The following is a 26262-nucleotide window of genomic DNA, read 5'->3' as shown; positions in this document are numbered from 1 at the left end:
TTTTTGACGTTATTGCGATTTACGCATTTTTCTTTTTGTTACAAAACCGTATCCAACTGTAACAAATGTGCCGATAATGCAAATAATAACACCGATGGGACTATTTTCAGCAACCATAATGCCGATACCGATTAAGAAAATAACACCGATAATTGCAGTTAATAAAAAGCGATATTGAATGTGTTCCATTTCTTCACCCTCCAATCTCATTTTACTTTCACAAAAGTAAGAATACAACTATATTTTCATTCTTGATTTTATTTTGATTGCCATTGTATCCCCTTCGCTCTTATAATAGAGAAGGATTAAAAAGACATTAGGAGTTGGACATGTTGAAAAAACGACAAGATTTACGTAATATAGCAATTATTGCCCACGTTGACCATGGTAAAACAACACTTGTTGACCAGTTATTACGTCAAGCGGGGACTTTCCGTGCGAACGAACACGTTGAAGAACGCGCAATGGATTCAAATGATCTAGAAAGAGAACGCGGTATTACAATTTTAGCGAAAAATACGGCGATTCACTATGAAGATAAACGAATTAACATTTTAGATACACCAGGTCACGCTGACTTCGGTGGAGAAGTAGAACGTATTATGAAAATGGTTGATGGCGTTTTACTTGTTGTTGATGCATATGAAGGTTGTATGCCACAAACACGATTTGTTTTAAAGAAAGCTCTTGAGCAAAACTTAACTCCAATCGTAGTTGTAAACAAAATTGACCGTGACTTCGCTCGTCCTGATGAAGTAGTTGATGAAGTAATCGACTTATTCATCGAACTTGGTGCAAACGAAGATCAATTAGAGTTCCCAGTTGTATTTGCATCAGCAATGAACGGAACAGCAAGCTTAGATTCAAACCCAGCAAATCAAGAAGAGAATATGAAATCATTATTTGATACAATTATTGAACATATTCCAGCACCGATTGATAACAGCGAAGAGCCACTTCAATTCCAAGTAGCACTTCTTGATTACAATGACTATGTTGGACGTATTGGGGTTGGACGCGTATTCCGCGGTACAATGAAAGTTGGACAACAAGTTGCATTAATGAAGGTTGACGGAACTGTAAAACAATTCCGTGTAACGAAATTATTCGGTTACATTGGATTAAAACGTCAAGAAATTGAAGAAGCAAAAGCTGGAGATTTAGTAGCTGTTTCAGGTATGGAAGATATTAACGTAGGGGAAACAGTATGCCCAGTTGAGCATGAAGATGCGTTACCATTATTACGTATTGATGAGCCAACACTACAAATGACGTTCCTTGTAAATAACAGTCCATTTGCAGGTCGTGAAGGTAAATACATCACATCTCGTAAAATTGAAGAGCGTCTTCGTTCACAATTAGAAACTGATGTAAGTTTACGTGTAGATAATACAGATTCTCCTGATGCTTGGATCGTATCTGGACGTGGAGAATTACATTTATCTATCCTAATTGAAAACATGCGTCGTGAAGGTTATGAACTACAAGTATCTAAGCCAGAAGTAATCATTAAAGAAGTTGATGGCGTAAGATGTGAGCCTGTAGAGCGCGTACAAATCGATGTACCTGAAGAATACACGGGTTCTATTATGGAATCTATGGGTGCACGTAAAGGTGAAATGTTAGATATGGTGAATAACGGAAACGGTCAAGTTCGCCTTACTTTCATGGTCCCAGCACGTGGTTTAATTGGTTACACAACAGAATTCTTAACATTAACTCGTGGTTACGGTATTTTAAACCATACATTCGATTGCTACCAACCAGTACACGCTGGACAAGTTGGTGGACGTCGCCAAGGTGTTCTAGTTTCACTTGAAACAGGAAAAGCATCACAATACGGTATTATGCAAGTTGAAGACCGTGGTGTAATCTTCGTTGAACCAGGTACAGAAGTATATGCTGGTATGATTGTCGGAGAACACACTCGTGAGAACGATTTAACAGTTAACGTTGTAAAAATGAAACAACAAACTAACATTCGTTCTGCAACGAAAGATCAAACTTCAACAATGAAAAAACCACGCTTAATGACTTTAGAAGAGTCATTAGAGTACTTAAACGATGACGAGTTCTGTGAAGTAACTCCAGAATCAATTCGTTTACGTAAAAAGATTCTTGATAAGAGCGAGCGCGAAAGAGCTGCTAAGAAAAAGAAATCTGTAGAAGCGTAAAATAATAGAACAGCTACCTTTGAGGGGTAGCTGTTTTTTATTGTATTTATTTTTGGAATATTTACTCTTTTTTGTGGACAGTATTTTTTTTGCGGGTTACTCTTGTATTAAGTACATAAAAAATTGTTTTTGTGAGAAAGGGGGATGAATGATGTTAGAAAGAATGTCTTTTTTTGCGAAATTATGTAAAGTTGATGAAAATCCAGAACTAGGGATGTGGTTACTGTATGGCATCATTATTATATTAAGTGCACTTGTGTATAATTTAGGTTTTGCAAGAAAACTATCAATAGTAAAAAATATAGTGATATATATATCGTTAGCGATTGGGTGTACAGTTTTAACTTTCTTTGCAGTTTTTTTACCTGTTGGAGAGGGAATGGTTGTAGCGGCAATTGTGCTTGGGATTTATAGGTTGCGATTACATCAAGCAAGACAACAAAAAGCAGGATGAGGGGGCGGAGTTTGATGCGTTCAGTGCAAGATGCATTATATAATTGGTTAACAATTAAAACAGTTGCCGAAGCACGTCCAGATGATAATGCTGCAAAAGAAACGTATTTACTATTTCAAAATATGATATATGAAGAGCACAAATTAAAGAATGTGGAAGTTGAAAAGAACGAAGAAATGTATTTGATTTCATATGAAATGAATGGGGAAAGAAAATCTGCAAGGTTTCCATTAGAAGCTATTGATTGTTTCTTGGATCAAATGAATCGTGAACCTGAAAAATATAAATAAGTCCTTATCTATATGATTAAGGACTTATTTACATTTTACCAATCGTCTTCGACTTTTTTATCACGATATAGTCGAAAATTACCACTTGCATGACGTTCCAGCGTACGTTCTGCAATTCGTTCCGAACATTCCATGCACATATATGTATGAATAGGGCGATTACGCAGTTTTTTTGCCATAGGATTTTCATCATCTAACATATCTTTTTTATCACAAATCATACATTTGACTCTCATTTCGTCACCTCAATACGAATTCTATCAGTATAAGTATATCATGGAAGTGTAATGTTTTTGAATAATAGCGGGAAAAAATAATATTTTCGCAATTCGAAAAATAAGTTATGATAAGGATATATTAAGTATATTTGGAGGTGGAAATATGGCGAATGTAGTAGAGCCTACATTAACAGATGATTTAGTACAAACGTTACGTAAAGAATGTATTGTTATGGTTGCAACAACAGACTTCGAAAAACAAGTTCCTAACGTAAGTGCTATTTCTTGGGTGTATGCGGTGAGTAAAACTAGTATTCGATTTGCAGTAGATCAACGTTCACGTATTGTAGAAAATATACGGCATAGTACTGGGGTGGTTTTGACTATAATGGCGAATGAATCCGTATTTTCCATAAGTGGTGCAGGTGAAATTTTGACTGATAGAATGGAAGGCATTCCTCTAAAATTAACTGTAATAGAAGTAAATGTGCAGGAAGTACGTGATGTTATGTTTTATGGAGCGAAACTTGCAACTGAACCAACATATGAAAAAACATATGATATCCGCGCAGCGAAAAAGCTGGATAACCAAGTGTTAGTAGGAATAAAAGAATTGTAAATGTGATAAATAAGAAAGTCAGTTATAAACTTTTGTAATCGGTTATTGTGATTTTATGTTAATAATTATAATTAAAAGTAATATATTGAATAGAAATGAATAAAAAATAAATAACAGGTTTAATGGCTATGAATTTCGATTCTACCTCGTTTATACGGTACATATAATTATAACAATGGTTCGTCCATATTTTATGGATGAAACCCTTGTTCTACAAATTTAAAAGTGGAGTCAGGGGGTAACAGGTTGGATAAAATTTATGTGTTAGATACGAATGTACTTTTGCAGGATCCTTTATCTATTTTTTCATTTGAAACCAATGAAGTAGTGATTCCAGCAGTTGTATTAGAAGAGGTTGATTCGAAAAAACGTTATATGGATGAAGTAGGACGAAACGCTCGTTATGTATCTAAGTTAATAGACAAATTTCGTGAAATAGGAAAGCTGCATGAAAGTATTCCGCTAGAAAACGGCGGTACATTTCGTATTGAATTAAATCATCGTTCATTTGTTCAACTACAAGATATTTTTGTAGAAAAAACAAATGATAATCGAATTTTAGCTGTAGCAAAAAATCTATCTTTAGAAGAACAAGAAAAAGAGGACGGGAAGTCTGTTATTTTAGTAAGTAAAGACGTGCTCGTAAGGGTAAAAGCTGATGCAATTGGTTTGAAGGCCGAAGATTATTTAAGTGATCGTGTGATTGAAGTAGATAATATATATTCTGGATTTTTAGAAGGGTATATATCAAAAGAGCAATTGGATTATTTTTATGAAAAAGGTGAATTGCCTTTATCCGAAATTGCAAATCATCCTTTTTATCCAAATCAATTTGTAGTAATGAAAGATGCATTAGGGGGATCTAGTTCAGCACTTGGCATTGTGGATCATTTAGGTAAGAAGGTAAAGAAACTTATTTTTCACAATGAACAAGTATGGGGAATACGACCACGAAATGTACAGCAAATTATGGGGTTAGAATTGTTGCTTCGTGAAGATATTCCGCTAGTAACGTTAACGGGGAAAGCTGGTACAGGAAAAACATTACTCGCGTTAGCTTCGGGACTCATGCAAACGGAAGATTTAGGGTTATATAAAAAACTACTCGTTGCAAGGCCAATTGTTCCAGTCGGAAAAGATATCGGTTATTTACCAGGAGAAAAAGAAGAAAAGTTAAGACCGTGGATGCAACCGATTTTTGATAATCTAGAGTATTTATTTAATACGAAAAAGCCAGGAGAGTTAGATGCTATTTTAGCTGGAATGGGTTCGATTGAAGTAGAAGCTCTTACCTATATACGTGGAAGAAGTATTCCGGATCAGTTCATTATAATTGACGAAGCACAAAATTTAACGAAGCATGAAGTGAAAACGATACTAACAAGGGTAGGAGAAAAAAGTAAAATCGTATTAATGGGAGATCCTCAACAAATTGATCATCCATATTTGGATGAGTATAATAACGGTTTAACATATGTTGTAGAGAAGTTTAAAGAGCAACGTATTAGTGGCCATGTGAAGTTTGTTAAAGGGGAGCGGTCTAATTTAGCTCAATTAGCAGCAGATTTATTATAAAAAGGAGTGAGCTGAAGCTCACTCCTTTTTTCTTTCAAGTATACATTTTAGATAATAGTAAATTTACGAATGTTACGGATTGGGTTTTGTCTATTAGATCCATCATTGTAATATAGATGAACAGGTCCATCTTCTTTTAATGGCTTCCCTTCTTTTGAAAAACCAAGAATAGCATTTTCGACAGTTTCTAATGGAAGTATTAATGTTCGTTCTACTGTTTCAATTTCAACTTGCGTAGCGTCATCTGAAATTTCGGCGTTAGCAAGAAATGGATGAAATGGTATACCGAACGTCCCAGTAATTAGCTGTTCTTTTTTATATTTCTTTACACTTTGTTGTATCGGTGGAAACGCAGCACCATCACGGATTTCACGATCCCAATGTTCTGAAGTGTTTTTTAAATAAGCTTCTAGTTCTGATGTGTTTTCTCTTGTTTCATCAAAGTAAGTTGTCAAATCTACTTTTCGATCATCAAAGATCCAAACAGTTGGATCGATAGTGATTGGAAAACGAACTTTTCCATTAATAAATAAAATTTCGCTCATTGTTGTTCCCCCATTTGTGTTATACTCCCACTTTTCAGTATAATAGCATTAGACACGGTTGTCACAAAAAATGTTTCTATTGCAATTTACTAAAACTATCGCTAATATTAATAGATAGGAGAGAGTAGGACGGAAACGGAGGGAATCAATTTGGCGTCTGAGACAGTATCAAATCATCAGGAAAAGGCACTAGCCCTTCTACAAGCGGATGCGGAGAAGATTTTAAGACTTATAAAGGTGCAAATGGACCATCTTACAATGCCGCAATGTCCATTATATGAAGAAGTGTTAGACACACAAATGTTTGGACTATCCCGCGAGGTCGATTTTGCAGTTCGCCTTGGTCTTATTGCAGAAGAACAAGGGAAAGCAATGTTAGGAGAGCTTGAACGTGAGTTATCTGCACTTCATGAAGCATTTACAAACAAACAACAATAACGGGTTCAAATAAGGGGGCTCAAACTGAAAAAGTTTGGGCTTTTTATTTGTATAATAAAGCAGGAAGAATCAATGTACATATGGAATACAACAATAATTAAATTGAGACAGAGAGAGGAAATGAAATGAAAAGAGTATGGAAATCAATGGATTATTCATTATTACTTCCTCTTGTTATCTTATGTGTGTTGGGAGTTATAATGGTATATAGTTCTAGTTCCATTGTCGCGATTTCGTCGAGATATAACTGGCCAGCAGATCACTTTTTTAAAAAACAATTAGTTGCTCTTGCTATTGGAACGGTAATATTAGTGATTGTCGCTATAATTCCTTACAAACTTTGGAGGGAAAAAATAGTTTTAACAGCGATGGGGTTAGGGAGTATTAGCTTACTAACAGCAGCTTACCTTTTCGGTAAGGAAATCAACGGTGCAAAAGGATGGATACTAGGTATACAACCGGCTGAGTTTGTAAAAATAGCAGTTATTATTACGCTAGCGAGTTTTTTTGCTAAGAAACAAGAGAGGCAAACCCCTTTTTTCCAAGGGATAATACCGCCCATATTTGTTGTCGGTGGATCAATGTTGTTAATTTTATTACAAAATGACTTAGGGACTGACATATTAATAGGTGGAACGGTGCTAATCATGTTCTTCTGTTCAGGGGTTAATGTTAATTTGTGGATAAAAAGATTTTTATTAACATCTGTCGTGTGGATTCCGGCGTTGTATTTTATTGGAAACTATAAATTAAGTCAATACCAAAAAGCGCGATTTTCAGTTTTTCTTGATCCATTTAGTGATCCACAAAAGGATGGATTTCAACTAATAAATTCATTTATTGGAATTGCCTCAGGTGGATTAGGTGGTAGAGGACTAGGGAATAGTATACAAAAGTATGGCTATTTACCAGAGCCGCAAACGGATTTTATTATGGCAATTATATCTGAAGAATTAGGTTTTATAGGTGTAGCTATCATTTTAATCTGTTTACTACTTATTATCATTCGTTCGTTTAGAGTGGCACAAAAATGTAAAGATCCATTTGGAAGTTTAATTGCAATCGGAATTGCAAGTTTAATTGGAATACAAACTTTTGTTAATGTGGGTGGTATGTCGGGATTAATACCGCTTACAGGGGTACCTTTACCGTTTATTAGTTATGGTGGTAGCTCTTTATTGGCTAATCTAATCTCGATGGGTATATTATTAAATATTGCTAGTCATGTAAAACGACAAGAGAAACAGCAAAATGAGATAATGAAAGAAAGAGAACAAGATGGACCACGTCTTGTCGTTGTAAAATAAAAACACATCTTGCTTTAGAGCACGATGTGTTTTTTTATTTTTTAAAAATATTAAATATGATACATTAATTAGTATTAATGACAAAAAATATATCACATTAAACCAAATGTGATATACAATTGAGTTGTGAGAAAAGGAAGAGGTATGCTATACTATTTTTGTGAAACAAATTGATCAGAAAACTTATCATTTGCTAAAAAATAAGGTATGATGGATAAAAATAAAGTGAAGCTTTCTAAGTATAATATAATGTAGAAAGTGAAGAACTTCACGCTCTTTAGGGTGTGTATATATTTTATCTCTAGAGTGGTAGGAAAGTAGAGGGGGAAAATCATGACAAAGCTGCAACGTATTCAAAAAGTATTGGTAGCTAACCGTGGAGAGATTGCAATTCGTGTGTTTCGAGCTTGTTCGGAACTTGGATTAAAAACAGTTGCAATCTATTCTAAAGAGGATAGTGGTTCTTATCATCGTTATAAAGCCGATGAGTCCTATTTAGTTGGGGAAGGGAAAAAGCCAATTGATGCTTATCTAGATATTGAGGGCATTATTGAGATTGCGAAAAGTAATCATGTAGATGCAATCCACCCTGGATATGGTTTCTTGTCAGAAAATATTCAATTCGCAAAACGTTGTGAAGAAGAAGGGATTATCTTTATCGGTCCAAAGAGTAAGCATTTAGATATGTTTGGAGATAAAGTGAAAGCAAGAACGCAAGCGCAGCTAGCACAAATTCCAGTTATTCCTGGTAGTGATGGTCCAGTAGATTCAATAGAAGAAGTCGAAAAATTTGCTGAAAAGTATGATTACCCGATTATTATTAAAGCTTCCCTTGGCGGTGGCGGTCGTGGTATGCGTATTGTACGTACTAGTGAAGAATTAAGAGAATCGTATAATCGAGCGAAGTCAGAAGCAAAAGCAGCCTTTGGTAATGATGAAGTATACGTAGAAAAATTCGTTGAAAAACCTAAACATATAGAAGTTCAAATTTTAGCAGATGAAGAGGGCAATGTTGTTCATTTATACGAGCGAGACTGTTCTGTACAACGTCGTCATCAAAAAGTTGTAGAAATTGCACCTAGTGTGTCACTTTCAGATGATTTGCGTCAGCGTATTTGTGATGCTGCTGTTAAGTTAACGAAAAATGTAAATTATTTAAACGCAGGAACAGTAGAATTTCTTGTGAAAGATGATGAGTTTTACTTCATAGAAGTAAATCCGCGTGTTCAAGTTGAACATACGATTACAGAAATGATCACAGGAGTGGATATCGTTCAATCGCAAATTTTGATAGCTGATGGACATGCATTACATAGTAAAATGGTAGGTGTTCCGAAGCAAGAGGAAGTAGTTGTACATGGATTTGCAATACAATCTCGTGTAACGACTGAGGACCCGTTAAATAATTTCATGCCGGATACGGGGAAAATTATGGCATACCGATCAGGTGGTGGTTTCGGTGTACGTCTTGATACAGGTAATAGTTTCCAAGGTGCTGTTATTACACCGTACTATGATTCTTTACTTGTAAAAGTTACAACATGGGCACTTACTTTTGAACAAGCTGCTGCGAAAATGGAACGTAACTTAAAAGAATTCCGTATTCGTGGTATTAAAACAAATATTCCATTCTTAGAGAATGTAGTAAAACATAAAAACTTCTTATCAGGAGAATATGACACTTCATTTATTGATGCGTCTCCTGAACTATTCTTGTTCCCGAAACGTAAAGACCGCGGAACAAAAATGTTAAATTACATTGGGACAGTAACAGTAAATGGCTTCCCAGGAGTAGGGAAAAAAGAGAAACCAATTTTCCCGGATGCTCGTATACCGAATGTATTACACTCAGAGCCAATCCAAAATGGAACGAAACAAATTTTGGATGAGCGTGGAGCAGATGGATTAGTAAAGTGGGTACAAGATCAAAAACGTGTACTTTTAACAGATACAACATTCCGTGATGCGCATCAGTCATTACTTGCGACGCGTATTCGTACAAAAGATTTACATCAAATTGCAGAGCCGACAGCGAGAATGTTACCGAACCTATTCTCAGCAGAAATGTGGGGCGGTGCAACGTTTGATGTTGCATATCGTTTCTTAAAGGAAGATCCATGGGAACGATTACTAGATCTTCGTGAAAAAATGCCAAACGTTTTATTCCAAATGTTACTTCGTTCTTCAAACGCAGTTGGTTACAAAAACTATCCAGATAATTTAATTCAAAAATTTGTGGAATGTTCTGCTCAAGCTGGAATTGATGTGTTCCGTATTTTTGATAGCTTAAACTGGGTAGAAGGTATGAGAGTTGCGATTGATGCTGTACGAGATACTGGTAAAATTGCAGAAGCAACAATGTGCTACACAGGAGATATTCATGATCCGTTACGTAGTAAATATGATTTAAATTACTATAAAAATTTAGCAAAAGAGTTGGAAGCATCAGGAGCTCACATTTTAGGCATTAAAGATATGGCGGGCTTACTAAAACCAAACGCAGCGTATGATCTAGTTTCGGCATTAAAAGAGACGGTATCGATTCCGATTCACCTGCATACACACGATACGAGTGGAAATGGTATATTAACGTATACGAAGGCAATTGAAGCAGGTGTTGACATTGTCGATGTAGCAGTAAGTTCTATGGCTGGTCAAACGTCACAACCAAGTGCGAACACGCTATACTATGCATTAGGTGGAAATGAGAGACAGCCAGACGTTAATATAGATTCATTAGAAAAACTATCTCATTATTGGGAAGATGTACGTAAATACTACGCACCGTTTGAAAGTGGTATGAATGCACCTCATACAGAGGTATATATGCACGAAATGCCAGGCGGACAGTATAGTAATCTACAACAACAAGCGAAAGCGGTTGGTTTAGGAGATCGCTTCGATGAAGTGAAAGTAATGTACCGCCGTGTGAATGACATGTTTGGCGATATTGTTAAAGTAACACCATCATCTAAAGTTGTCGGTGATATGGCATTATTTATGGTTCAAAATCACTTAACAGAACAAGATATTTTAGAGCGTGGGCATTCTATGGATTTCCCTGGATCTGTTGTTGAAATGTTCTCAGGAGATTTAGGACAACCATATGGTGGTTTCCCGAAAAAATTACAAGAAATTATTTTAAAAGGGAAAGAGCCATTAACAGTAAGACCAGGTGAATTATTAGAGCCAGTAGATTTCGATGCGTTAAAAGAAGAGCTATTCCATAAACTTGGACGTGAAGTGACGATTTTTGATGTCGTTGCATATGCATTATATCCAAAAGTATTTATGGATTACGAAAAAGTTGCTGAGCTTTATGGAAGTGTATCTGTGCTTGATACACCAACATTTTTCTATGGTATGAGACTTGGTGAAGAAATCAATGTGGAAATCGAACAAGGTAAAACATTGATGGTAAAACTAGTATCAATCGGAGAGCCTCAGCCAGATGGAAATCGTGTTCTTTACTTGGAGTTTAACGGTCAACCACGTGAGATTGTTGTGAAAGACGAAAGTGTGAAAGCAACAGTTGCACAACGTGTGAAAGGAAACCGTGAGAATCCAAACCACATTAGTGCAACAATGCCAGGAACGGTTATTAAAGTAGTTGTCAAAGAAGGCGATGAAGTGAAAAAAGGCGATTCTATGGCAATTACAGAAGCGATGAAAATGGAAACGACGGTTCAAGCACCGTTTAATGGTAAAGTGAAAAAAGTATATGTTAACGATGGGGACGCAATTCAAACGGGTGACTTACTCATTGAATTAGATCACTAAAATAGAAAAGAGCTGCATGCAGCTCTTTTTCTTTATTGCAAAAAATACCTTGCCAATTTGGCAAGGTATTTTAATGTGAATTTATTTTGTTTGTTTAGAAGTTGATTCAGCTTCTTTTGCATTCACTTTGCTTCTTGTACCTAACATAACTAAATAGCATAGTACAGCAAACAAGCAAGAAATGAATAGTGAATGTAATAGTGCCATTGCTAAACTAGCATTTGTAAATACGACTAAAATTCCTACGATAGCTTGAAGTGTAACAAGGATAAATGAAATGATCCATCCCCAGTATACGACAGGCTGCTGCTTATAATGGCGTATAGCGAGAATCATCGCGTATAGTATCCAAGCGAAAATTAACATTGCTGCAACTCTATGTCCCATTTGAACCCATTCATGGAGTTGAGTTGGCATGGGTCTATTTTTGCTACATAAAGGGAAGTCTGGACAGGCTAAGCTAGCTCGTTCGTGACGTACTAAAGCTCCTGTGTAGACAACGAGATAACAGTAAATTGTTACACCATAAATATGAAATTTCATTTTTTTGTCCATAATAAGTGAACGTGCATCAAATTTTTGGTCAATTTCAAAGATAAGACACGTTAATAAAATAACAGAAGCAAATGAAATTAAGGAAATACCGAAATGGATAGCAAGTACAGCTGGCATTTGTCCCCAAACAACTGCTGCGGCCCCCATTAATGCTTGTGCAACTAAAAATACGAAGGATAAAATTGCTAACGTTTTTGTTTCGCGCACATGTTTATAATATTTCCAGGACAAAATACAAAGGAGAGTGACAAGAATTCCTGCTGATCCTGATGTAAGGCGATGACTTAGCTCAATAATAGTTTCCATGGATAAATTAGATGGAACAAATTCACCGTTACAAAGTGGCCATGACTTACCGCACCCTTGGCCAGAACCTGTTTTTGTAACTAAGGCGCCTCCTAATAAAACTATTAATAAATCAAGACTCGTAATGACTGCTAACCATTTAATAAAGCGTTGCAATCTCTTTCACCATCTTTCTGCTATGAAGTTATTGCGAAATATTTTCATTCCATTATGTATAGAATAAAACGCGCTAGTTCCTATGATATATAAAAAATAATAAAATAGCAAAGAAATGGCGGGGGAAGACAGGGGAGAGAAAATGGGTGTAGAAATAGGATATATAAGGAAATTTTTAGGTGGAAAATAGGCTATTTTGAAAAGAAATGGGGAGAATACGTGTTAAATATGACAAAAAAGTTTATGATAGAAGGTAACATCATGTTATGATAAGGACAAGTAAGAATTAAGTTTTTTATATTCGACACAAAAAGTTCATGTTTTCTTCACAAAATGTTCGGGAAATATGATTTAATATATTGGAGTATGGGCGTAGATTAGTAGTAGAATGGGTTAACAATGTTTCTACTGTAATAATATTGCTATATAGAAGCGAAATATTTCATTCGAAATAGGCGCAAAAAGAAAGATGAAAGTTTTAAGAGGGGGTTAAAGTGATGAACCATGCAACAAGTGAGCTGCATGATGAGTCAGCTGTTACAAGTGTACCGGAAACAACTCGGCTACAAGATTTATCAGCGCTCGTTAAAATGGGGATTGTAAACTCAAATACACTTACTGTATTTACAGGATTTTGGTTGGCGTTACATTTTAATGGATTAAGTGTGATGGACAATCTGGATAAGTTATTTTTTACAATCGTTGGTTCTGGATTAATTATGGCAGGGGTATGTTGTTTAAATAACTACATTGATCGAGACATTGATCCGTTAATGGAAAGAACAAAGACCCGTCCAACGGTTACAGGGAAGTATAAACCAGGATTTGCACTTACGTTTGGACTAGTCATATTACTACTTGGATTTGTATTTTTATTATTAACAACACCAATGGCAGTATTAATGGGATTTATTGGTGCTTTCACATATGTTGTCTTATATACTTTATGGACAAAGAGAAAGTATACACTAAATACTGTTGTAGGTAGTATATCTGGTGCAGTTCCACCTTTAATTGGATGGGCAGCAATCGATCCATCTTTAGGTCATCCAATTGCTTGGATGTTATTTTTAATTATGTTTATTTGGCAAATCCCACATTTCCTCGCATTAGCGATGAAACGTGTTGATGAATATCGAAATGCAGGAATTCCAATGCTTCCTGTAGTTCATGGATTTGAAATTACGAAACGCCAAATTATGATTTGGACAGTATGTTTATTACCACTACCATTTTATATGAGTGGACTAGGGATAACATTTATGGTAATTGCAACTTTGCTTAACATCGGATGGATTGTTTTAGGATTTTATGGCTTCCGTAAGAAAGATGACATCAAATGGTCCGTACAAATGTTTGTTTATTCCCTAAATTATTTAACAATCTTATTTGTATCAATGATTGTAGTTACATTCTTCTAAGACAACGACATAATTGGATTTCTTTACGTTGAGATTTACTTTACTTAACTATAAAGTACAATCTAATTCACAAGGAAAGTGGGGGTTGTTTGTATGAAGAAACAGTGGCGACTGCTTTCGTTCGTTTCACTGCTGGCTTTACTGTTAGGGGGATGCGGTAAAGCCTTTCAATCTACTTTAATTCCGCAAGGAGAAGTAGCAAAAATGCAATATGATTTGCTCTTACTAGCAACTGCGATTATGGTAGGAGTAGTACTAGTAGTTACTATTATTTTCTTATATGTAATTGTGCGTTTCCGACAAAAGAAAGGTCAGGAAGATTATATTCCGGAGCAAGTTGAAGGGAATCACAAGCTAGAAATTATATGGACAGTTATTCCGATTATTCTTTTGCTAATCTTAGCTGTTCCGACGGTTACATATACATTCAAACTTGCTGATGTAAGTGCGATGGAGAAAAAGAATATTGATAAAGATACTATCGTTGTTGATGTAACAGCGAATCTTTATTGGTGGGAATTTTCTTATAAATCAGAAAAAATAGTAACTTCTCAAGATTTAGTCATCCCCACAGGTAAGAAAGTGTATTTGAATTTGAAGGGTGCCGATATTAAACATTCGTTTTGGGTTCCATCGTTAGCTGGGAAAATGGATACAAATACAGATAATGTGAACAAAATGTGGTTAAAGGCAGATAAATCGGGCACTTATAATGGTTTTTGTACAGAATTTTGCGGCCCATCACATTCTTTAATGCAATTCAAAGTGAAAGCTTTAGATGAAAGCGAGTACAAAAAGTGGCTTGCTGATATGAAGAAGATTGATGGGAAGAAAGAAGTAGCTTCAACAAAGGCGCAAGAGGGCCAAGAAATATTTAATAAAAGCTGTATTGGTTGTCACGCAGTTGGATCTAATGATAGTAGACCACCTTCCGCTCGTATCGCACCAAACTTAGCAAACTTTGCGGATCGCGATATGGTTGCCGGTATTGCCGAAAACAATGAAGAAAACTTAAAAAAATGGCTGAAAGATCCTGAAAATATGAAACCAGGAAATAAAATGACTGGTAAATATGGCAACTTAACGGATGATCAAATTGATGCATTAAATGCATACTTACAAACGTTAAAAGTTGAAAAGTAAAGAGGGATTATTCGCGAAGGGGAGGTTGAAAACGTGAGTTCTGTAGCAAAAAAACAGGGGATGGGTGCTGTCATATGGGATTATTTAACGACAGTAGACCATAAAAAGATTGCCATTCTCTATTTAATTGCAGGTGGATTGTTTTTTATAATAGGCGGAATAGAAGCTCTATTTATTCGCCTTCAATTAGCGATTCCTAACAACGCTTTTCTTGTTGGGGATGCTTATAATCAAGTATTAACGATGCACGGTACAACAATGATTTTCCTCGCAGCTATGCCACTCGTGTTTGCATTTATGAACGCCGCTGTACCACTTCAAATTGGTGCGCGTGATGTAGCGTTCCCGTTTTTGAATTCACTCGGATTTTGGTTATTTTTCTTTGGTGGAGTATTTTTAAATTTAAGTTGGTTTTTAGGTGGAGCACCTGATGCAGGGTGGACATCTTATGCATCTTTAGCTTTAGCCTCTAAAGGCCATGGTGTTGATTTTTATGTACTCGGCTTGCAAATCTCCGGTATTGGTACATTAATTGGAGGTATTAACTTCCTTGTAACCATTATTAATATGCGTGCGCCGGGAATGACGTATATGCGCATGCCGATGTTTACATGGACGACATTTGTAACATCTTCGCTAATATTATTCGCTTTTCCGCCATTAACTGTAGGATTAGGACTTTTAATGTTAGATCGTTTATTTGGAACAAGTTTCTTTAATCCAGCATTGGGCGGAAATACAATTATATGGGAGCATTTATTCTGGATTTTCGGTCATCCAGAAGTATACATTCTTATACTCCCAGCTTTCGGAATATTCTCAGAAATATTTGCGACGTTTTCGAAAAAGCGATTATTTGGTTATTCATCGATGGTATTTGCGACAGTATTAATTGGATTCTTAGGATTTATGGTATGGGCGCATCATATGTTTACTGTTGGGCTTGGTCCAGTTGCAAATGCTATTTTCTCAGTTGCAACAATGGCGATTGCGGTTCCGACCGGTATTAAAATATTCAACTGGCTCTTTACGATGTGGGGCGGAAGTATTCGTTTTACGACACCGATGATGTGGGCAGTAGCTTTCATTCCATCATTCGTAATGGGGGGAGTTACAGGTGTTATGCTAGCATCTGCGCCAGCTGATTATCAATTTCATGACAATTATTTCGTGGTAGCGCACTTTCATTATGTAATTGTCGGCGGTGTTGTATTTGGTTTACTTGCAGGAGCTCATTATTATTGGCCACTGATGTTTAATAAAGTATTGAATGAAACGTTAGGAAAGATAACATTTTGGTTATTCTTTATCGGTTTCCATTTAACGTTCTTTATTCAGCATTTCCTTGGATTGATTGGTATGCCGCGTCGTTATTACACATATCTTGAAGGTCAAGGGTTGGAAATGGGGAATATGATTAGTTCTATTGGAGCGGTATTTATGGCCCTTGGAACGATTGTTCTTCTATTCAATGTAATCAAAACAACAGTATCAAAAGAAGAGGCTGGTCGTGATCCATGGGATGCACGTACATTAGAATGGACAATGCCAGCACCTACACCGGAATATAACTTTAAACAATTGCCATTTGTTCGCGGGTTAGATCCGTTTTGGATTGAAAAACGTGAAGGGAATAAAGAGATGACAGCGGCGGAACCAGTTGGTGATATTCATATGCCAAATCCATCATTCTCGCCATTTATTATTTCTTTAGGATTGTTTATAGCGGCATTTGGTGCAATGTATATGCAAGGTGGAAAAGATAAGTTTTGGTTATTGGTAGCAATTATTGGTTTAATCATTACATTTGGCGCAATGTTCCTACGTTCAGTAATCGATGATCATGGTTATCATATTCATAAGGAAGATTTAGAAGATAAGGGGGGCCAGGCATAATGCATGTAGATGAAAAATTAACGAATGAAACATTTCCAGCAGAGCCTGAAAAAGCAACCCTTGAAGGGAAAAATAAGTTTGTCGGTTTTTGGTTATTTCTTGGAGGCGAAACAGTATTGTTCGCTTCCTTATTTGGCACATATTTAGCTTTGAAGAATTCTACAAATGGTGGACCAACATCTCAAGAGATGTTCCAAATGCCACTCGTTTTCATTATGACGATGCTTTTATTAACGAGTAGTTTAACGAGCGTTTATGCGATGTATCATATGAAAAACTTTAACTTTAAAAAAATGCAACTTTGGCTACTAGTAACAGTGTTGCTAGGTTTAGGGTTTTTAGGGTTTGAGATATATGAGTTTTATCATTATACGCATGAATTTAAGCATACTATGAGAAGTAGTGCATTTGGTTCCGCGTTTTATGCTCTTGTTGGTACACATGGACTCCACGTATTGTTTGGATTGTGTTGGATTTTAACATTAATCTTTAGAAACGCGAAGAGAGGTCTGAATCTATACAATGCACCGAAGTTTTATGTTGCATCGATTTATTGGCACTTTATTGACGTAGTTTGGGTGTTTATTTTCACTGTAGTATATTTGATGGGAATGGTGGGATAAACAATGGCGATAAAGCAAACGAATAATCCTAAAGTTGATCTTGTTTATCGGAAGAGAAAAAGTGCGGAGGAAATGAAGCATCAAGTTATTACATTTGCATTAATGATTTTTTTAACATTAGTTGCATTTGCAGCAGTAGCATATCCGAAAACTTTTAGTCCGACTTTCTCAGTACCATTTATTTTACTATTAGCGGTGGTACAAGTAATTTTTCAATTGTATTATTTTATGCATATGAGTCATAAAGGACATGAAGCGGCAAGTTTCTTTCTTTATTCTGGTCTGTTGATCGGGTTAATTACGATTTTAGCTTTTATGACAATTGTGTGGATTTGAAAAGTGAAGAATAAGGGAGCTTGTGTCGTCACAGCTCCCTCTTCATGTTATGTGAAAAGATAACCTTAAGAAGGTAGGTGTGACAATGAGTAACTTGTGGATATTTGGTTTTCAAGCTCTATGGAGTCCAATCTTTTTACTATTTATGCTTTCGATCCTTATCGGGTACTTTTTAATTATTGGGCCATATAGAATGCGATTTGAACATGCGACAAAGGTAAGTAAGAAGCAAGTTTTTTATTTTACGACCGGGATTGTTCTTTTGTATTTTGTAAAGGGAGGGCCTATTGATTTAATTGGTCATATTATATTTAGTGCACATATGTTTGAAATGGCAGTCATGTATATTGCCGTTCCACCGTTATTGTTGCTTGGTATACCAGATTGGTTATATCGTTATATTACTTCTTTTAAGTTTGTTCAAATTATATTAAAGATATTTGCTAAGCCACTTATTGCATTGTTTGTATTTAATGGTCTGTTTTCTTTTTATCATTTACCAGTTGTTTTTGATACAGTAAAACAAAGTCAAATTGCTCATCCTATTTGTCTCGCTATTTTGTTCTTTACGGCAATCATGATGTGGTGGCCGATGCTAAATCCATTACCAGAATATCAAACATTAAGTGATATAAAGAAACTTGGTTATATGTTTGCTAACGGTATATTATTAACGCCAGCTTGCGCGTTAATCATTTTTGCAACTGCACCATTATTTGCAACGTATACGGATTCGGCTGCTTGGATGAAGGCGATGGAACTTTGTGTACCAGCGGGAACTTTATCTGATTTAAATATAACTGGACCAGAATTTTTACACTGGATGCCGGTCGTACAAGATCAACAAACAGGTGGCATCATTATGAAAATTGTCCAGGAAATAGTGTACGGTACGATTATTGGCTATGTATTTTTTAGATGGGCACGTAGAGAGCGTGAAAAAGATAAAGAACAGTTGCAACAATTACCGCCGTATTTACAGACGAAATAAAAATGAGTGCATCAAGTATGATGCACTCGTTTTTATTTTATTCAATGATTTGGAATTCTTTTAACTCTTTTTCGACATTTTGTAGGAGTTGTTCGCTTTTTTGAAGTACATTCGTTGGGAAAGTTTCACCATCACCATACTCGACACCGTGAGGATAATAATGTTTACCTAATAAGGGAGGAAGTAGTTTTATTTCAGCATGTCTACTACCGATGTCACCTTCAACAGCTAAACCTTGTACGCGTAAATAATAAACATCGTTTAATATTTCAAATTTATAATCGTATGTAACTCGTTCATAATCCCACTGTCCAGCAAGTACAAAATGATTCTTTTCCATAATCTCTGTTAATAGTGCTAAATCAACGACTGCCCCATTAAATTTCGTATTTGTAAATTGCATATAATACCTCCTCTTTTCATGTTACATCATTATTTTTATAATAGTATGAATAATAAGAAAGTGCAATTCATATTGAGAGAAAAGGGATAATCCAGACTTTTTTTGCGAAAATATGATATAGTGAAAAGAGTACGGTACACACAAAAAAGGAAAGAAAAGGATTTGTGTATATCTCAATTTTATGTTTTGTGCAGGAGGTATATCGATTGAAGAAATTATTGCGTATCGTAATGATTACATTTTTAATATTAGCTGTTGATTTATACGGGAAATTACTCGTTTCACAATATATATTAACCCCGTCCCAATCAAAGCAAGAAAATAAAATTGTGAAAAAGAAAAAACAAGTAAATGAAGAATCTTCAAATACGGTTTTAAATATGATTGGTGGAGACTCTGAAAATTTATTAGCAAAATGGGGCGAACCATCTAGAATAGAGCCATCTGCTTACGGATATGAATGGTGGGTATACAACCAAGATTTAGCACAGTATGTTCAATTTGGGGTTGCGGAACGTAAAGTTGTAACGGCGTATGTTGCTGGCGAGCAAGTTAAGGTGCCGCCTTATTATATAAATGAAAAGTATGAAGAAGTGTATAAAAAGAATCCACTCTCTCATGAGATTTCGTTAAAAAGAGGGAAGAATAGTTATCAATTTGAGTTATCTGATACGGAAGTGATGGAACAACCGTTAATACCTGTAGAAGATGGCTGGGCACAATTATATTTTGATCATTTTACACATGAGCTTGTTGGTGTTCGTTATATGGATGACGAAACGTTATTACGCCAAAGACCGTATCAGCTTGTTTATTCAGGTGAATTACTAGCTGAACAACCATTGACTCCAGAAAAAATGAAACAAATAGAGAATGGGAATATGCAACAAATTTTTGATTTAACAAATATTATCCGAAGTCGTCATGAGTTGCCGTTGTTAACATGGGATCAACAAACGGCAGATGTGGCTATTGGTCATAGTAAAGACATGAAGGATAATAATTACTTTTCACACGATTCACCTACACTAGGTACGTTAGGAGACCGTTTACAGCGCGGGAAAGTAGGATTTCAACTTGCTGGTGAGAATATAGCTGCGCAACATAGTGATGGGATTGCGGCGGTGCAAGGTTGGTTAAATAGTGAAGGTCACAGAAAAAATGTATTAAATGAACAATTTACAGGATTAGGTGTTGGGGTATACGATAAGTTTTATACACAAAACTTTATTCGAAAATAAAATTTTGTGTAGGGGATACTTCCCGGTTAAGTACTTCGTATTCACTGAATTGTAGGTGGAAATCTTACCGTATGCAAGTAGCAGGATAAAAAGGTGCATGAATCGTCTAAAAATAGGCGAACCATGCGCCTTTTTTTTCTTATTATATAGTAGATATACATGAAGAGGTGAGGATTATGCCGACAACAAAAGGACCGTTACATCCATCGGTTCAACAGTTTAAAGAGTTTGTAAACCATCACCCTAAAATGGTTCATGAAGTTAGAAGTGGTCATAAAACTTGGCAACAGTTTTATGAAGAATGGTACTTACTTGGTGAGGAAGATCCGATATGGGCGACTTTTAGACCTGATGGAGCGCCTGCTTATACTTCGGTAAAAGAAAATAAAAAAGAAAAAGAAAAAGATAATCGAACTGAAGAGGAAAAGACTGCTGATGTGATGGGACAAATGCTTTCTTTCTTTAAAAAGCTAGATGTGGAACAAATGCAACACCATTTAGCCAATGTGACGAGTGCTATTGGAAGTGTGCAACAAGTTTTTCAACAATTTCAAGGAAAGCCCACGCGGCAAGAAGAAAGTACTTCCGAAAATAATCCATTTTTCTTTCAGAAGGATTAGGGGGAAAGCGGATGAGAGCAGAAATTATGGAGTTTATAAAGGCTGATGAGGATTTATCTCGCTATATTAGGGAGCAACCGTACTGGTATAGAAAACTAACGCGAAACCCTGAAGAAAAAGAGGCATTTGAGTTAGCAGCTATGCAACATTTCAAAAAAACGATACCAGATAAAGTAGAGAAATTTCAAAATCAATTGGCAGTTGCTTCCATTATGATCGATATGTTTCAGTATATGAAGCAGCAAAATACAACATAATTGGAAGGGAAAACTATGTCCGTCATGCAGAACTTTTGATACAATAGAAGCGGATTATTTAAAAAGGAGTTGCAGCATGAGCATGACGGAAATTTGTTTAGTACGACATGGACAAACTGATTGGAATTTTCAAGAGATTATTCAGGGACGTGAAGATATTCCACTTAATGAAGTGGGAAAGAAGCAAGCAAGTCAAAGTGCAGCTGCTTTGCAAGCGGAAGCATGGGATTTAATTATAAGTAGCCCATTAATTAGAGCGCACGAAACAGCTAAGGAAATTGCAGGGGCTACAGGATTGCAATCGATTTTATTAGATGAGCGATTTGTTGAACGTAATTTTGGTGAAGCTTCTGGGAAGCCGGTTGCGACTGTTAGGGAGCTAATTGCAGAAGGTAAAGTAGAAGGTATGGAGCAAGATGAAGAGATTGTAACTCGCTGCTTTGCTGCTTTAAAAGATGTTGCAGAAACTCATTCTGGCAAACGTATTATCATTGTAGCTCATTCGCATGCGATAAAAGCAATTTTACATGCAATTGCACCGGAAGATATTTCGTTTAAGACACCATTAAAAAATGCATGTATTAGTTATGTGAAAGAAAATAGTGGGCAATGGGATGTTCTGAAATATAATATTGCGGAACATATTAATGTATAAGTATATGCTAGAATTGTATGGAAAATAGTTAGAGTAATATCTTTCTGTTTAGTGAGACACTTCAATTAGTAGTTCTATTCTAAATGTGGTATGATGAATATTCGGAGGTGTCTCTCATGATTGTAGCGACGCTGGAAAGCGTATTGATATTAGATAAGGCAGAGCAGCTTGCAAAAGCGATCATCTGTTCAGATATAGCAGAAGATTATCGTAAGTGTTATAAAGAATTGCATGAAGATATAGAAGTTCAGACGTTAATTCAGCAATTTACAGCGATGAAAGAACGATATGAAGAAGTGCAGCGTTTCGGTAAATACCATCCTGATTATACTTTCGTTTCGACGAAAATGAGGGAGTTAAAGCGTTCTGTAGACTTACATGATAAGATTGCAGCTTTTAAACGAGTAGAAACAGCTTTACAAAAGTTGTTAGATGAAGTTAGTGTCGCAATCGGTTCTGAGGTGTCTTCTTCCATCAAAGTTCCAACAGGAAATCCATTTTTTGATGCTGGTGGCTGTGGTGGCGGTTGTGGTACCGGCGGAGGTTGTGGCTGTAAAACGGGGTAAATTACCCCGTTTTTTAGAAGGTAGAAGAAAACGTATACAGAGTTTGTCCTGTAATGTTATAAATTTCTGATTGGTTTTCATAAAATATAAAATATATGTTTTTAAAAGGAGAAGATGGAGAAGATTATGTTCGGGCAACGACAAAGTATGATTGTTTATTTACATTCATTGAAACATGCCAAGATTTTAAGGAAATATGGTAACATACATTACATATCAAAACGCTTAAAATACGCAGTAGTATATTGTGATATGGAACAAATTGAGCATATGATGCAAAAGTTGAACAAACTTCCTTTTGTGAAAAAGATAGAACCGTCGTACCGCCCGTATTTAAAAACGGAATTTGAAAATTCACGTCCTGATCGGGCAAAAGAATACGATTATAGCTAATAAAAAAATCCCCTGCTAATTTTAGCGGGGGTTTTTATTTGGAATGAAGTGTTATTTCATTGGAGGAATGAAATTATTCATTCGTAAAATACCAATTAAATGATTGAAAAACAGTTCTTTTTCTGGGAAAGTTGTGGATGGTTTTACCGTAAAGGTAGTTACTTTTTTTCCTAGTTGTTCTGCTGTTTCTTCAAATAAAATGACGCGTTTACTTTTTTTATTTTCAAGTACAGGAATGCCTTCACGACATATGTATAATGGTTGGAAATCACCAGTAGTAGTTGGTTTTAATATTACAACAAGTGAGCACACTTTTTTTTCATTTTTAATCGTTTCAAATTGCAACATATGGGTTATACGTTCTCGATTTGCTTTGGCAATTTCAAGTAATTCATATAAATCAGAGTAGCCTTCTCCGAGTTCTATAAAGCGTTGAATCATATTTTTTCCTCCTCTTTCTTTTACTGTACCATCTCGCTTTTTAAATGAAAAGTAGACAAAGAAAAAAACCCTGCAAAGCAGGGCCCTTCTTATACTAGCATGTACTAGTAAGAAGGCAAAGGGAGAGGAGAAACCGGAGGAAGAACTTATGGGGAAACGTAAGTCTTCTCCGCGGTTGGCAACAACATCGAAGGTGATGTTGTTATAATTATTTATGTCCAATCTAAATGAAGATATACATCATGAAATTAAATTTTATGTTGGGCTTTTTATTTTTCTTTTTTTTATTTTATGATAGGATAAAAAAGATAAAGTGAAACTAATTTACATAATGGGTTCGTGTTAGCGAATGGTGAGATGAATACATAAAAAATGCAGAGCGGTTATTTTAAGTAAGAGTTCTCTTATTGTTCGATGAAAGGTGAATGGAAAACTTCATGGAATAGTAAAGTTTGGTAGCGGTTACCGAATGGAGAAAGGCTTTCTATAATTGCTCGATAGATTGAAATAAAGGTAGTGACAACAGATGAGAGTAGTTTCAGGAAAATGTAAAGGGCACCCACTTAAAGCGGTACCAGGTAATACAACACGTCCAACGACAGATAAAGTAAAAGAATCAATTTTTAATATGATAGGCCCTTATTTTGATGGCGGTACCGCTCTTGATTTATTTGGCGGTAGTGGTGGTCTTGGAATCGAGGCTATAAGTAGAGGGATTGATAAAGCAATCTTTGTTGATCGAGATAATAAAGCGATAAAGGTAATCCATCAAAATTTAGAAAGTTGTCGAATACAGGAACAAGCTGAAGTATATCGAAATGATGCAGAACGTGCGGTAAAGGCTCTTATAAAACGTGAAATATCATTCGATCTTATATTAATTGATCCTCCATATAAAGATCAAAAAATTGTATCTTTAATTAGTGTGATGGATCAACATGGATTGCTACATAGAGATGGATTAATTATGTCAGAGCATGGTAATGATGTGGTTTTACCTGATTCTATAGGGAGACTTGTAAAAGTAAGAGCTGAAAATTATGGGATTACAGCAATATCGATTTATAAGTATGAAGGTGAGGGGACGGAATGACTAGTATAGCTATTTCTTCGGGAAGTTTTGATCCAATTACCCTTGGGCATCTGGATATTATTAAAAGGGGAGCAAAAGTATTTGATGAGGTATACGTAGTAGTTTTAAATAACTCGTCAAAAAAACCGTTCTTTTCAGTTGAAGAGCGCTTAGATTTAATTCGAGAAGCAACAAAGGATATCCCGAATGTAAAAGTAGATTCACATAGTGGATTATTAGTGGAGTATGCAAAAATGCGTAATGCAAACGCGATTTTACGTGGGTTACGAGCTGTTTCTGATTTTGAATATGAGATGCAAATCACTTCTATGAATCGGAAATTAGATGAAAATATTGAAACCTTTTTTATTATGACAAACAATCAATATTCATTTTTAAGCTCGAGCATTGTGAAAGAAGTTGCGAGATATGGAGGAAGCGTAGTAGATCTTGTGCCTCCTGTTGTAGAACGTGCTTTAAAAGAAAAGTTTCAAACCCCGTTAAAGTGAACGGGGTTTTTCTTTGTTGCTACGAAAAAATAATAAGATAACATATACATATAAACAAAATAGTGTAAATATCGGTCCGTAGTGTACAAAAGATGTCCAAATTTTATGCAGTATAGAAGAATGATTCAATAAAAATACGGGGATATCTTTTTGCATAGGTGAAAAAGAGCTTACTTTTTCATAAAATGGTTTCCAAAATATAAAAGTAAAAATTGGAGCAAGAATACTTTGGATAATTCGTGCGAAAAAATAGGGCTTAAATCGGATATCTGTTTCAGCTAATATGCTAGCAACTTGTGCCTGAATAGAAAGGCCGCTAAATGCTAAAATAAAGCTTGTTACCATAGCTTGCTGCAGGAGGGGTGTTTCACTTATTTGACTGATCATTTGGCTTCCGAGTGTCATTTCAAAAATTCCTGATAATATCGGAATGCTAAATTCTGTAGTTAGTTGGAAGAATGATAAAATATGTTGCATAATAAGAGAAAGTGCTGCTGTAATATGAAATACAGTAATCATTTTATTTAAAACAGAGAATAAAATAATAAATCCACCAATCATAAGTAACGTTTGAATAGAAGAAACGATAGCGTCCCCAAGTAATTTTCCTATTGGTCTTTTTTCTTGCATGCGTGTCTTGTGTAGGATTGAAAAAGGGTTTTGAAAAGGACGTTTTGTAATAGTGTGTTTATCATTCGTGGAAATGTTGTTATTGCCGTAAAAACGCATCAATAATCCGACGGCAAAGTTACTTAAATAATGTGCAGCAGCTAATACGATTCCTAATTTCGGATTATTGAAAAAACCGATAGAAACAGCTCCAAAAATAAAAAGTGGATTAGATGAGTTTGTAAAAGATACGAGGCGCTCTGCTTCGATTTGTGTTAGCTGATTACTTTTACGCAGTCTAGCGCTTAATTTGGCGCCAGCAGGGAATCCTGAAGCCATTCCCATTGCCCAAACAAATCCGCCTATCCCTGGAACGCGAAAAAGTGGTCGCATGAGTGGTTCTAATATAACGCCTATAAATTTTACAACACCAATACTAATGAGAAGTTCCGCAATGATGAAAAACGGTAAAAGTGAAGGGAATACAACTTCCCACCATATATTTAACCCTCGAATGGAAGCTTGTAAAGCAGCTTGGGGGTGGAGTACAAGAGAAAAGGTTAAAAAGAGTGTTGATATAGTAAGGAAAGCCGTTTTCCATTTTTCATACATGTAAGTAAATCCCCCTTTGTCCCAAAAAACGTTCATTTCAGTATACGTGGATACGTG

General features: G+C 35.8%; 29 protein-coding genes. 22 read left to right on the top strand and 7 right to left on the bottom strand.

Features of this window, described 5'->3' with window-relative positions:
* Positions 1-9: 9 nt before the first annotated feature.
* Positions 10-189, bottom strand: coding sequence for a DUF5325 family protein (locus FS742_RS20175; RefSeq protein ID WP_000400130.1), 180 nt, complete (start codon positions 187-189; stop codon positions 10-12).
* Between the two features lie 140 nt (positions 190-329).
* On the opposite strand from FS742_RS20175, the gene typA reads away from it, so the two are divergent.
* The 3 genes from typA (at position 330) to FS742_RS20160 (ending at position 2918) form a co-directional block, all read left to right on the top strand.
* Positions 330-2174: a translational GTPase TypA gene (gene typA / locus FS742_RS20170; protein ID WP_029438050.1), complete on the top strand. Its 1845-nt coding sequence runs from the start codon at positions 330-332 to the stop codon at positions 2172-2174.
* A 151-nt stretch (positions 2175-2325) separates the two neighbouring features.
* Positions 2326-2628 carry a YlaH-like family protein gene (locus tag FS742_RS20165; RefSeq protein WP_144614651.1) on the top strand — a complete coding sequence of 101 codons (303 nt, stop codon included), beginning with the start codon at positions 2326-2328 and terminating at the stop codon, positions 2626-2628.
* Between the two features lie 14 nt (positions 2629-2642).
* On the top strand, positions 2643-2918 hold the full coding sequence (locus FS742_RS20160; protein WP_098667494.1) for a hypothetical protein: 276 nt from the start codon (positions 2643-2645) through the stop codon (positions 2916-2918).
* A gap of 35 nt (positions 2919-2953) precedes the next feature.
* Here the strand turns inward: FS742_RS20160 and FS742_RS20155 are convergent, their stop codons facing one another.
* On the bottom strand, positions 2954-3154 hold the full coding sequence (locus FS742_RS20155; RefSeq protein ID WP_033701671.1) for a YlaI family protein: 201 nt from the start codon (positions 3152-3154) through the stop codon (positions 2954-2956).
* A gap of 145 nt (positions 3155-3299) precedes the next feature.
* On the opposite strand from FS742_RS20155, the gene FS742_RS20150 reads away from it, so the two are divergent.
* Complete coding sequence (locus FS742_RS20150; protein ID WP_144614649.1) at positions 3300-3755, top strand: pyridoxamine 5'-phosphate oxidase family protein; 456 nt, start codon at positions 3300-3302, stop codon at positions 3753-3755.
* Between the two features lie 246 nt (positions 3756-4001).
* A complete protein-coding gene (locus FS742_RS20145; protein WP_000358079.1) occupies positions 4002-5330 on the top strand; it encodes a PhoH family protein in 1329 nt (442 codons plus the stop codon).
* A gap of 47 nt (positions 5331-5377) precedes the next feature.
* On the opposite strand, the gene FS742_RS20140 is transcribed toward FS742_RS20145, so the two are convergent.
* Positions 5378-5875 (bottom strand): peptidyl-prolyl cis-trans isomerase, encoded by a 498-nt coding sequence (locus FS742_RS20140; protein WP_144614647.1) that lies wholly within the window; start codon positions 5873-5875, stop codon positions 5378-5380.
* 150 nt (positions 5876-6025) lie between these two features.
* On the opposite strand from FS742_RS20140, the gene FS742_RS20135 reads away from it, so the two are divergent.
* From FS742_RS20135 to pyc, 3 genes are all read left to right on the top strand, one after another.
* Entirely contained in the window at positions 6026-6313 is a 288-nt protein-coding gene (locus FS742_RS20135; protein ID WP_000135695.1) for an Fpa/YlaN family protein, read from the top strand.
* Between the two features lie 125 nt (positions 6314-6438).
* Positions 6439-7620 carry a putative lipid II flippase FtsW gene (ftsW, locus tag FS742_RS20130; RefSeq protein ID WP_144614645.1) on the top strand — a complete coding sequence of 394 codons (1182 nt, stop codon included), beginning with the start codon at positions 6439-6441 and terminating at the stop codon, positions 7618-7620.
* Positions 7621-7953: 333 nt separating this feature from the next.
* Complete coding sequence (gene pyc / locus FS742_RS20120; RefSeq protein WP_144614643.1) at positions 7954-11400, top strand: pyruvate carboxylase; 3447 nt, start codon at positions 7954-7956, stop codon at positions 11398-11400.
* Positions 11401-11481: 81 nt separating this feature from the next.
* Here the strand turns inward: pyc and ctaA are convergent, their stop codons facing one another.
* The gene (gene ctaA / locus FS742_RS20115; protein ID WP_098264586.1) at positions 11482-12417 is read right to left on the bottom strand and encodes a heme A synthase; all 936 of its coding nucleotides are present in this window, start codon (positions 12415-12417) and stop codon (positions 11482-11484) included.
* A 497-nt stretch (positions 12418-12914) separates the two neighbouring features.
* Here ctaA and ctaB point away from each other — a divergent pair, with 497 nt between their 5' ends.
* The 6 genes from ctaB to ctaG all read left to right on the top strand — a co-directional run bounded on the left by ctaB (position 12915) and on the right by ctaG (position 18827).
* Entirely contained in the window at positions 12915-13838 is a 924-nt protein-coding gene (gene ctaB / locus FS742_RS20110) for a protoheme IX farnesyltransferase (protein WP_001015061.1), read from the top strand.
* Between the two features lie 93 nt (positions 13839-13931).
* On the top strand, positions 13932-14981 hold the full coding sequence (gene coxB, locus FS742_RS20105; protein ID WP_000745278.1) for a cytochrome c oxidase subunit II: 1050 nt from the start codon (positions 13932-13934) through the stop codon (positions 14979-14981).
* 60 nt (positions 14982-15041) lie between these two features.
* Positions 15042-16877 (top strand): cytochrome c oxidase subunit I, encoded by a 1836-nt coding sequence (gene ctaD, locus FS742_RS20100; protein WP_186327196.1) that lies wholly within the window; start codon positions 15042-15044, stop codon positions 16875-16877.
* Positions 16877-17500 carry a cytochrome c oxidase subunit III gene (ctaE, locus tag FS742_RS20095; protein WP_000557861.1) on the top strand — a complete coding sequence of 208 codons (624 nt, stop codon included), beginning with the start codon at positions 16877-16879 and terminating at the stop codon, positions 17498-17500. Before ctaD ends, ctaE begins: the two co-directional genes overlap by 1 nt.
* A gap of 3 nt (positions 17501-17503) precedes the next feature.
* Positions 17504-17836: a cytochrome c oxidase subunit IVB gene (ctaF, locus tag FS742_RS20090; RefSeq protein WP_000985699.1), complete on the top strand. Its 333-nt coding sequence runs from the start codon at positions 17504-17506 to the stop codon at positions 17834-17836.
* A gap of 85 nt (positions 17837-17921) precedes the next feature.
* The gene (gene ctaG / locus FS742_RS20085) at positions 17922-18827 is read left to right on the top strand and encodes a cytochrome c oxidase assembly factor CtaG (protein ID WP_144614640.1); all 906 of its coding nucleotides are present in this window, start codon (positions 17922-17924) and stop codon (positions 18825-18827) included.
* Positions 18828-18864: 37 nt separating this feature from the next.
* Here ctaG and FS742_RS20080 read toward each other — a convergent pair whose 3' ends face one another.
* Positions 18865-19230 (bottom strand): YugN family protein, encoded by a 366-nt coding sequence (locus tag FS742_RS20080; RefSeq protein ID WP_001160932.1) that lies wholly within the window; start codon positions 19228-19230, stop codon positions 18865-18867.
* Positions 19231-19436: 206 nt separating this feature from the next.
* Between FS742_RS20080 and FS742_RS20075 the strand changes: the two genes are divergently transcribed.
* The 6 genes from FS742_RS20075 (at position 19437) to FS742_RS20050 (ending at position 22962) form a co-directional block, all read left to right on the top strand.
* Complete coding sequence (locus tag FS742_RS20075; RefSeq protein WP_144614638.1) at positions 19437-20471, top strand: CAP domain-containing protein; 1035 nt, start codon at positions 19437-19439, stop codon at positions 20469-20471.
* 176 nt (positions 20472-20647) lie between these two features.
* Entirely contained in the window at positions 20648-21091 is a 444-nt protein-coding gene (gene ylbD, locus FS742_RS20070; protein WP_144614636.1) for a YlbD family protein, read from the top strand.
* An 11-nt stretch (positions 21092-21102) separates the two neighbouring features.
* Positions 21103-21348 (top strand): YlbE-like family protein, encoded by a 246-nt coding sequence (locus FS742_RS20065; protein ID WP_001200991.1) that lies wholly within the window; start codon positions 21103-21105, stop codon positions 21346-21348.
* 82 nt (positions 21349-21430) lie between these two features.
* The gene (locus FS742_RS20060) at positions 21431-22003 is read left to right on the top strand and encodes a histidine phosphatase family protein (protein ID WP_144614714.1); all 573 of its coding nucleotides are present in this window, start codon (positions 21431-21433) and stop codon (positions 22001-22003) included.
* A 116-nt stretch (positions 22004-22119) separates the two neighbouring features.
* Positions 22120-22569: a YlbF/YmcA family competence regulator gene (locus FS742_RS20055; RefSeq protein ID WP_144614634.1), complete on the top strand. Its 450-nt coding sequence runs from the start codon at positions 22120-22122 to the stop codon at positions 22567-22569.
* Positions 22570-22695: 126 nt separating this feature from the next.
* Positions 22696-22962: a YlbG family protein gene (locus FS742_RS20050; RefSeq protein WP_061678315.1), complete on the top strand. Its 267-nt coding sequence runs from the start codon at positions 22696-22698 to the stop codon at positions 22960-22962.
* 51 nt (positions 22963-23013) lie between these two features.
* On the opposite strand, the gene FS742_RS20045 is transcribed toward FS742_RS20050, so the two are convergent.
* Positions 23014-23403 (bottom strand): DUF7147 family protein, encoded by a 390-nt coding sequence (locus tag FS742_RS20045; RefSeq protein ID WP_144614632.1) that lies wholly within the window; start codon positions 23401-23403, stop codon positions 23014-23016.
* A gap of 526 nt (positions 23404-23929) precedes the next feature.
* Between FS742_RS20045 and rsmD the strand changes: the two genes are divergently transcribed.
* Both rsmD and coaD read left to right on the top strand, forming a co-directional pair.
* The gene (gene rsmD, locus FS742_RS20040) at positions 23930-24496 is read left to right on the top strand and encodes a 16S rRNA (guanine(966)-N(2))-methyltransferase RsmD (protein ID WP_073516240.1); all 567 of its coding nucleotides are present in this window, start codon (positions 23930-23932) and stop codon (positions 24494-24496) included.
* Positions 24493-24984 carry a pantetheine-phosphate adenylyltransferase gene (gene coaD / locus FS742_RS20035; RefSeq protein WP_000200598.1) on the top strand — a complete coding sequence of 164 codons (492 nt, stop codon included), beginning with the start codon at positions 24493-24495 and terminating at the stop codon, positions 24982-24984. The genes rsmD and coaD overlap by 4 nt, the downstream gene beginning before the upstream one ends.
* Here coaD and ylbJ read toward each other — a convergent pair.
* A complete protein-coding gene (gene ylbJ, locus FS742_RS20030; RefSeq protein ID WP_144614630.1) occupies positions 24976-26205 on the bottom strand; it encodes a sporulation integral membrane protein YlbJ in 1230 nt (409 codons plus the stop codon). The genes coaD and ylbJ overlap by 9 nt on opposite strands.
* Between the last annotated feature and the right edge of the window lie 57 nt (positions 26206-26262).

Origin of the sequence: Bacillus cereus, from assembly GCF_007678085.1 — a bacterium.
Classification (GTDB): domain Bacteria; phylum Bacillota; class Bacilli; order Bacillales; family Bacillaceae_G; genus Bacillus_A; species Bacillus_A cereus_BE.
This window is presented reverse-complemented; position numbering and strand designations above follow the sequence as displayed.

What these genes read in the sequence shown, in the direction of transcription:
- FS742_RS20175 (WP_000400130.1), bottom strand. Translation starts at nt 189, where the DNA reads ATGGAACACATTCAATATCGCTTTTTATTAACTGCAATTATCGGTGTT.
- typA (WP_029438050.1), top strand. Translation starts at nt 330, where the DNA reads ATGTTGAAAAAACGACAAGATTTACGTAATATAGCAATTATTGCCCAC.
- FS742_RS20165 (WP_144614651.1), top strand. Translation starts at nt 2,326, where the DNA reads ATGTTAGAAAGAATGTCTTTTTTTGCGAAATTATGTAAAGTTGATGAA.
- FS742_RS20160 (WP_098667494.1), top strand. Translation starts at nt 2,643, where the DNA reads ATGCGTTCAGTGCAAGATGCATTATATAATTGGTTAACAATTAAAACA.
- FS742_RS20155 (WP_033701671.1), bottom strand. Translation starts at nt 3,154, where the DNA reads ATGAGAGTCAAATGTATGATTTGTGATAAAAAAGATATGTTAGATGAT.
- FS742_RS20150 (WP_144614649.1), top strand. Translation starts at nt 3,300, where the DNA reads ATGGCGAATGTAGTAGAGCCTACATTAACAGATGATTTAGTACAAACG.
- FS742_RS20140 (WP_144614647.1), bottom strand. Translation starts at nt 5,875, where the DNA reads ATGAGCGAAATTTTATTTATTAATGGAAAAGTTCGTTTTCCAATCACT.
- ftsW (WP_144614645.1), top strand. Translation starts at nt 6,439, where the DNA reads ATGAAAAGAGTATGGAAATCAATGGATTATTCATTATTACTTCCTCTT.
- pyc (WP_144614643.1), top strand. Translation starts at nt 7,954, where the DNA reads ATGACAAAGCTGCAACGTATTCAAAAAGTATTGGTAGCTAACCGTGGA.
- ctaB (WP_001015061.1), top strand. Translation starts at nt 12,915, where the DNA reads ATGAACCATGCAACAAGTGAGCTGCATGATGAGTCAGCTGTTACAAGT.
- coxB (WP_000745278.1), top strand. Translation starts at nt 13,932, where the DNA reads ATGAAGAAACAGTGGCGACTGCTTTCGTTCGTTTCACTGCTGGCTTTA.
- ctaD (WP_186327196.1), top strand. Translation starts at nt 15,042, where the DNA reads ATGGGTGCTGTCATATGGGATTATTTAACGACAGTAGACCATAAAAAG.
- ctaE (WP_000557861.1), top strand. Translation starts at nt 16,877, where the DNA reads ATGCATGTAGATGAAAAATTAACGAATGAAACATTTCCAGCAGAGCCT.
- ctaF (WP_000985699.1), top strand. Translation starts at nt 17,504, where the DNA reads ATGGCGATAAAGCAAACGAATAATCCTAAAGTTGATCTTGTTTATCGG.
- ctaG (WP_144614640.1), top strand. Translation starts at nt 17,922, where the DNA reads ATGAGTAACTTGTGGATATTTGGTTTTCAAGCTCTATGGAGTCCAATC.
- FS742_RS20080 (WP_001160932.1), bottom strand. Translation starts at nt 19,230, where the DNA reads ATGCAATTTACAAATACGAAATTTAATGGGGCAGTCGTTGATTTAGCA.
- ylbD (WP_144614636.1), top strand. Translation starts at nt 20,648, where the DNA reads ATGCCGACAACAAAAGGACCGTTACATCCATCGGTTCAACAGTTTAAA.
- FS742_RS20065 (WP_001200991.1), top strand. Translation starts at nt 21,103, where the DNA reads ATGAGAGCAGAAATTATGGAGTTTATAAAGGCTGATGAGGATTTATCT.
- FS742_RS20060 (WP_144614714.1), top strand. Translation starts at nt 21,431, where the DNA reads ATGACGGAAATTTGTTTAGTACGACATGGACAAACTGATTGGAATTTT.
- FS742_RS20055 (WP_144614634.1), top strand. Translation starts at nt 22,120, where the DNA reads ATGATTGTAGCGACGCTGGAAAGCGTATTGATATTAGATAAGGCAGAG.
- FS742_RS20050 (WP_061678315.1), top strand. Translation starts at nt 22,696, where the DNA reads ATGTTCGGGCAACGACAAAGTATGATTGTTTATTTACATTCATTGAAA.
- FS742_RS20045 (WP_144614632.1), bottom strand. Translation starts at nt 23,403, where the DNA reads ATGATTCAACGCTTTATAGAACTCGGAGAAGGCTACTCTGATTTATAT.
- rsmD (WP_073516240.1), top strand. Translation starts at nt 23,930, where the DNA reads ATGAGAGTAGTTTCAGGAAAATGTAAAGGGCACCCACTTAAAGCGGTA.
- coaD (WP_000200598.1), top strand. Translation starts at nt 24,493, where the DNA reads ATGACTAGTATAGCTATTTCTTCGGGAAGTTTTGATCCAATTACCCTT.
- ylbJ (WP_144614630.1), bottom strand. Translation starts at nt 26,205, where the DNA reads ATGTATGAAAAATGGAAAACGGCTTTCCTTACTATATCAACACTCTTT.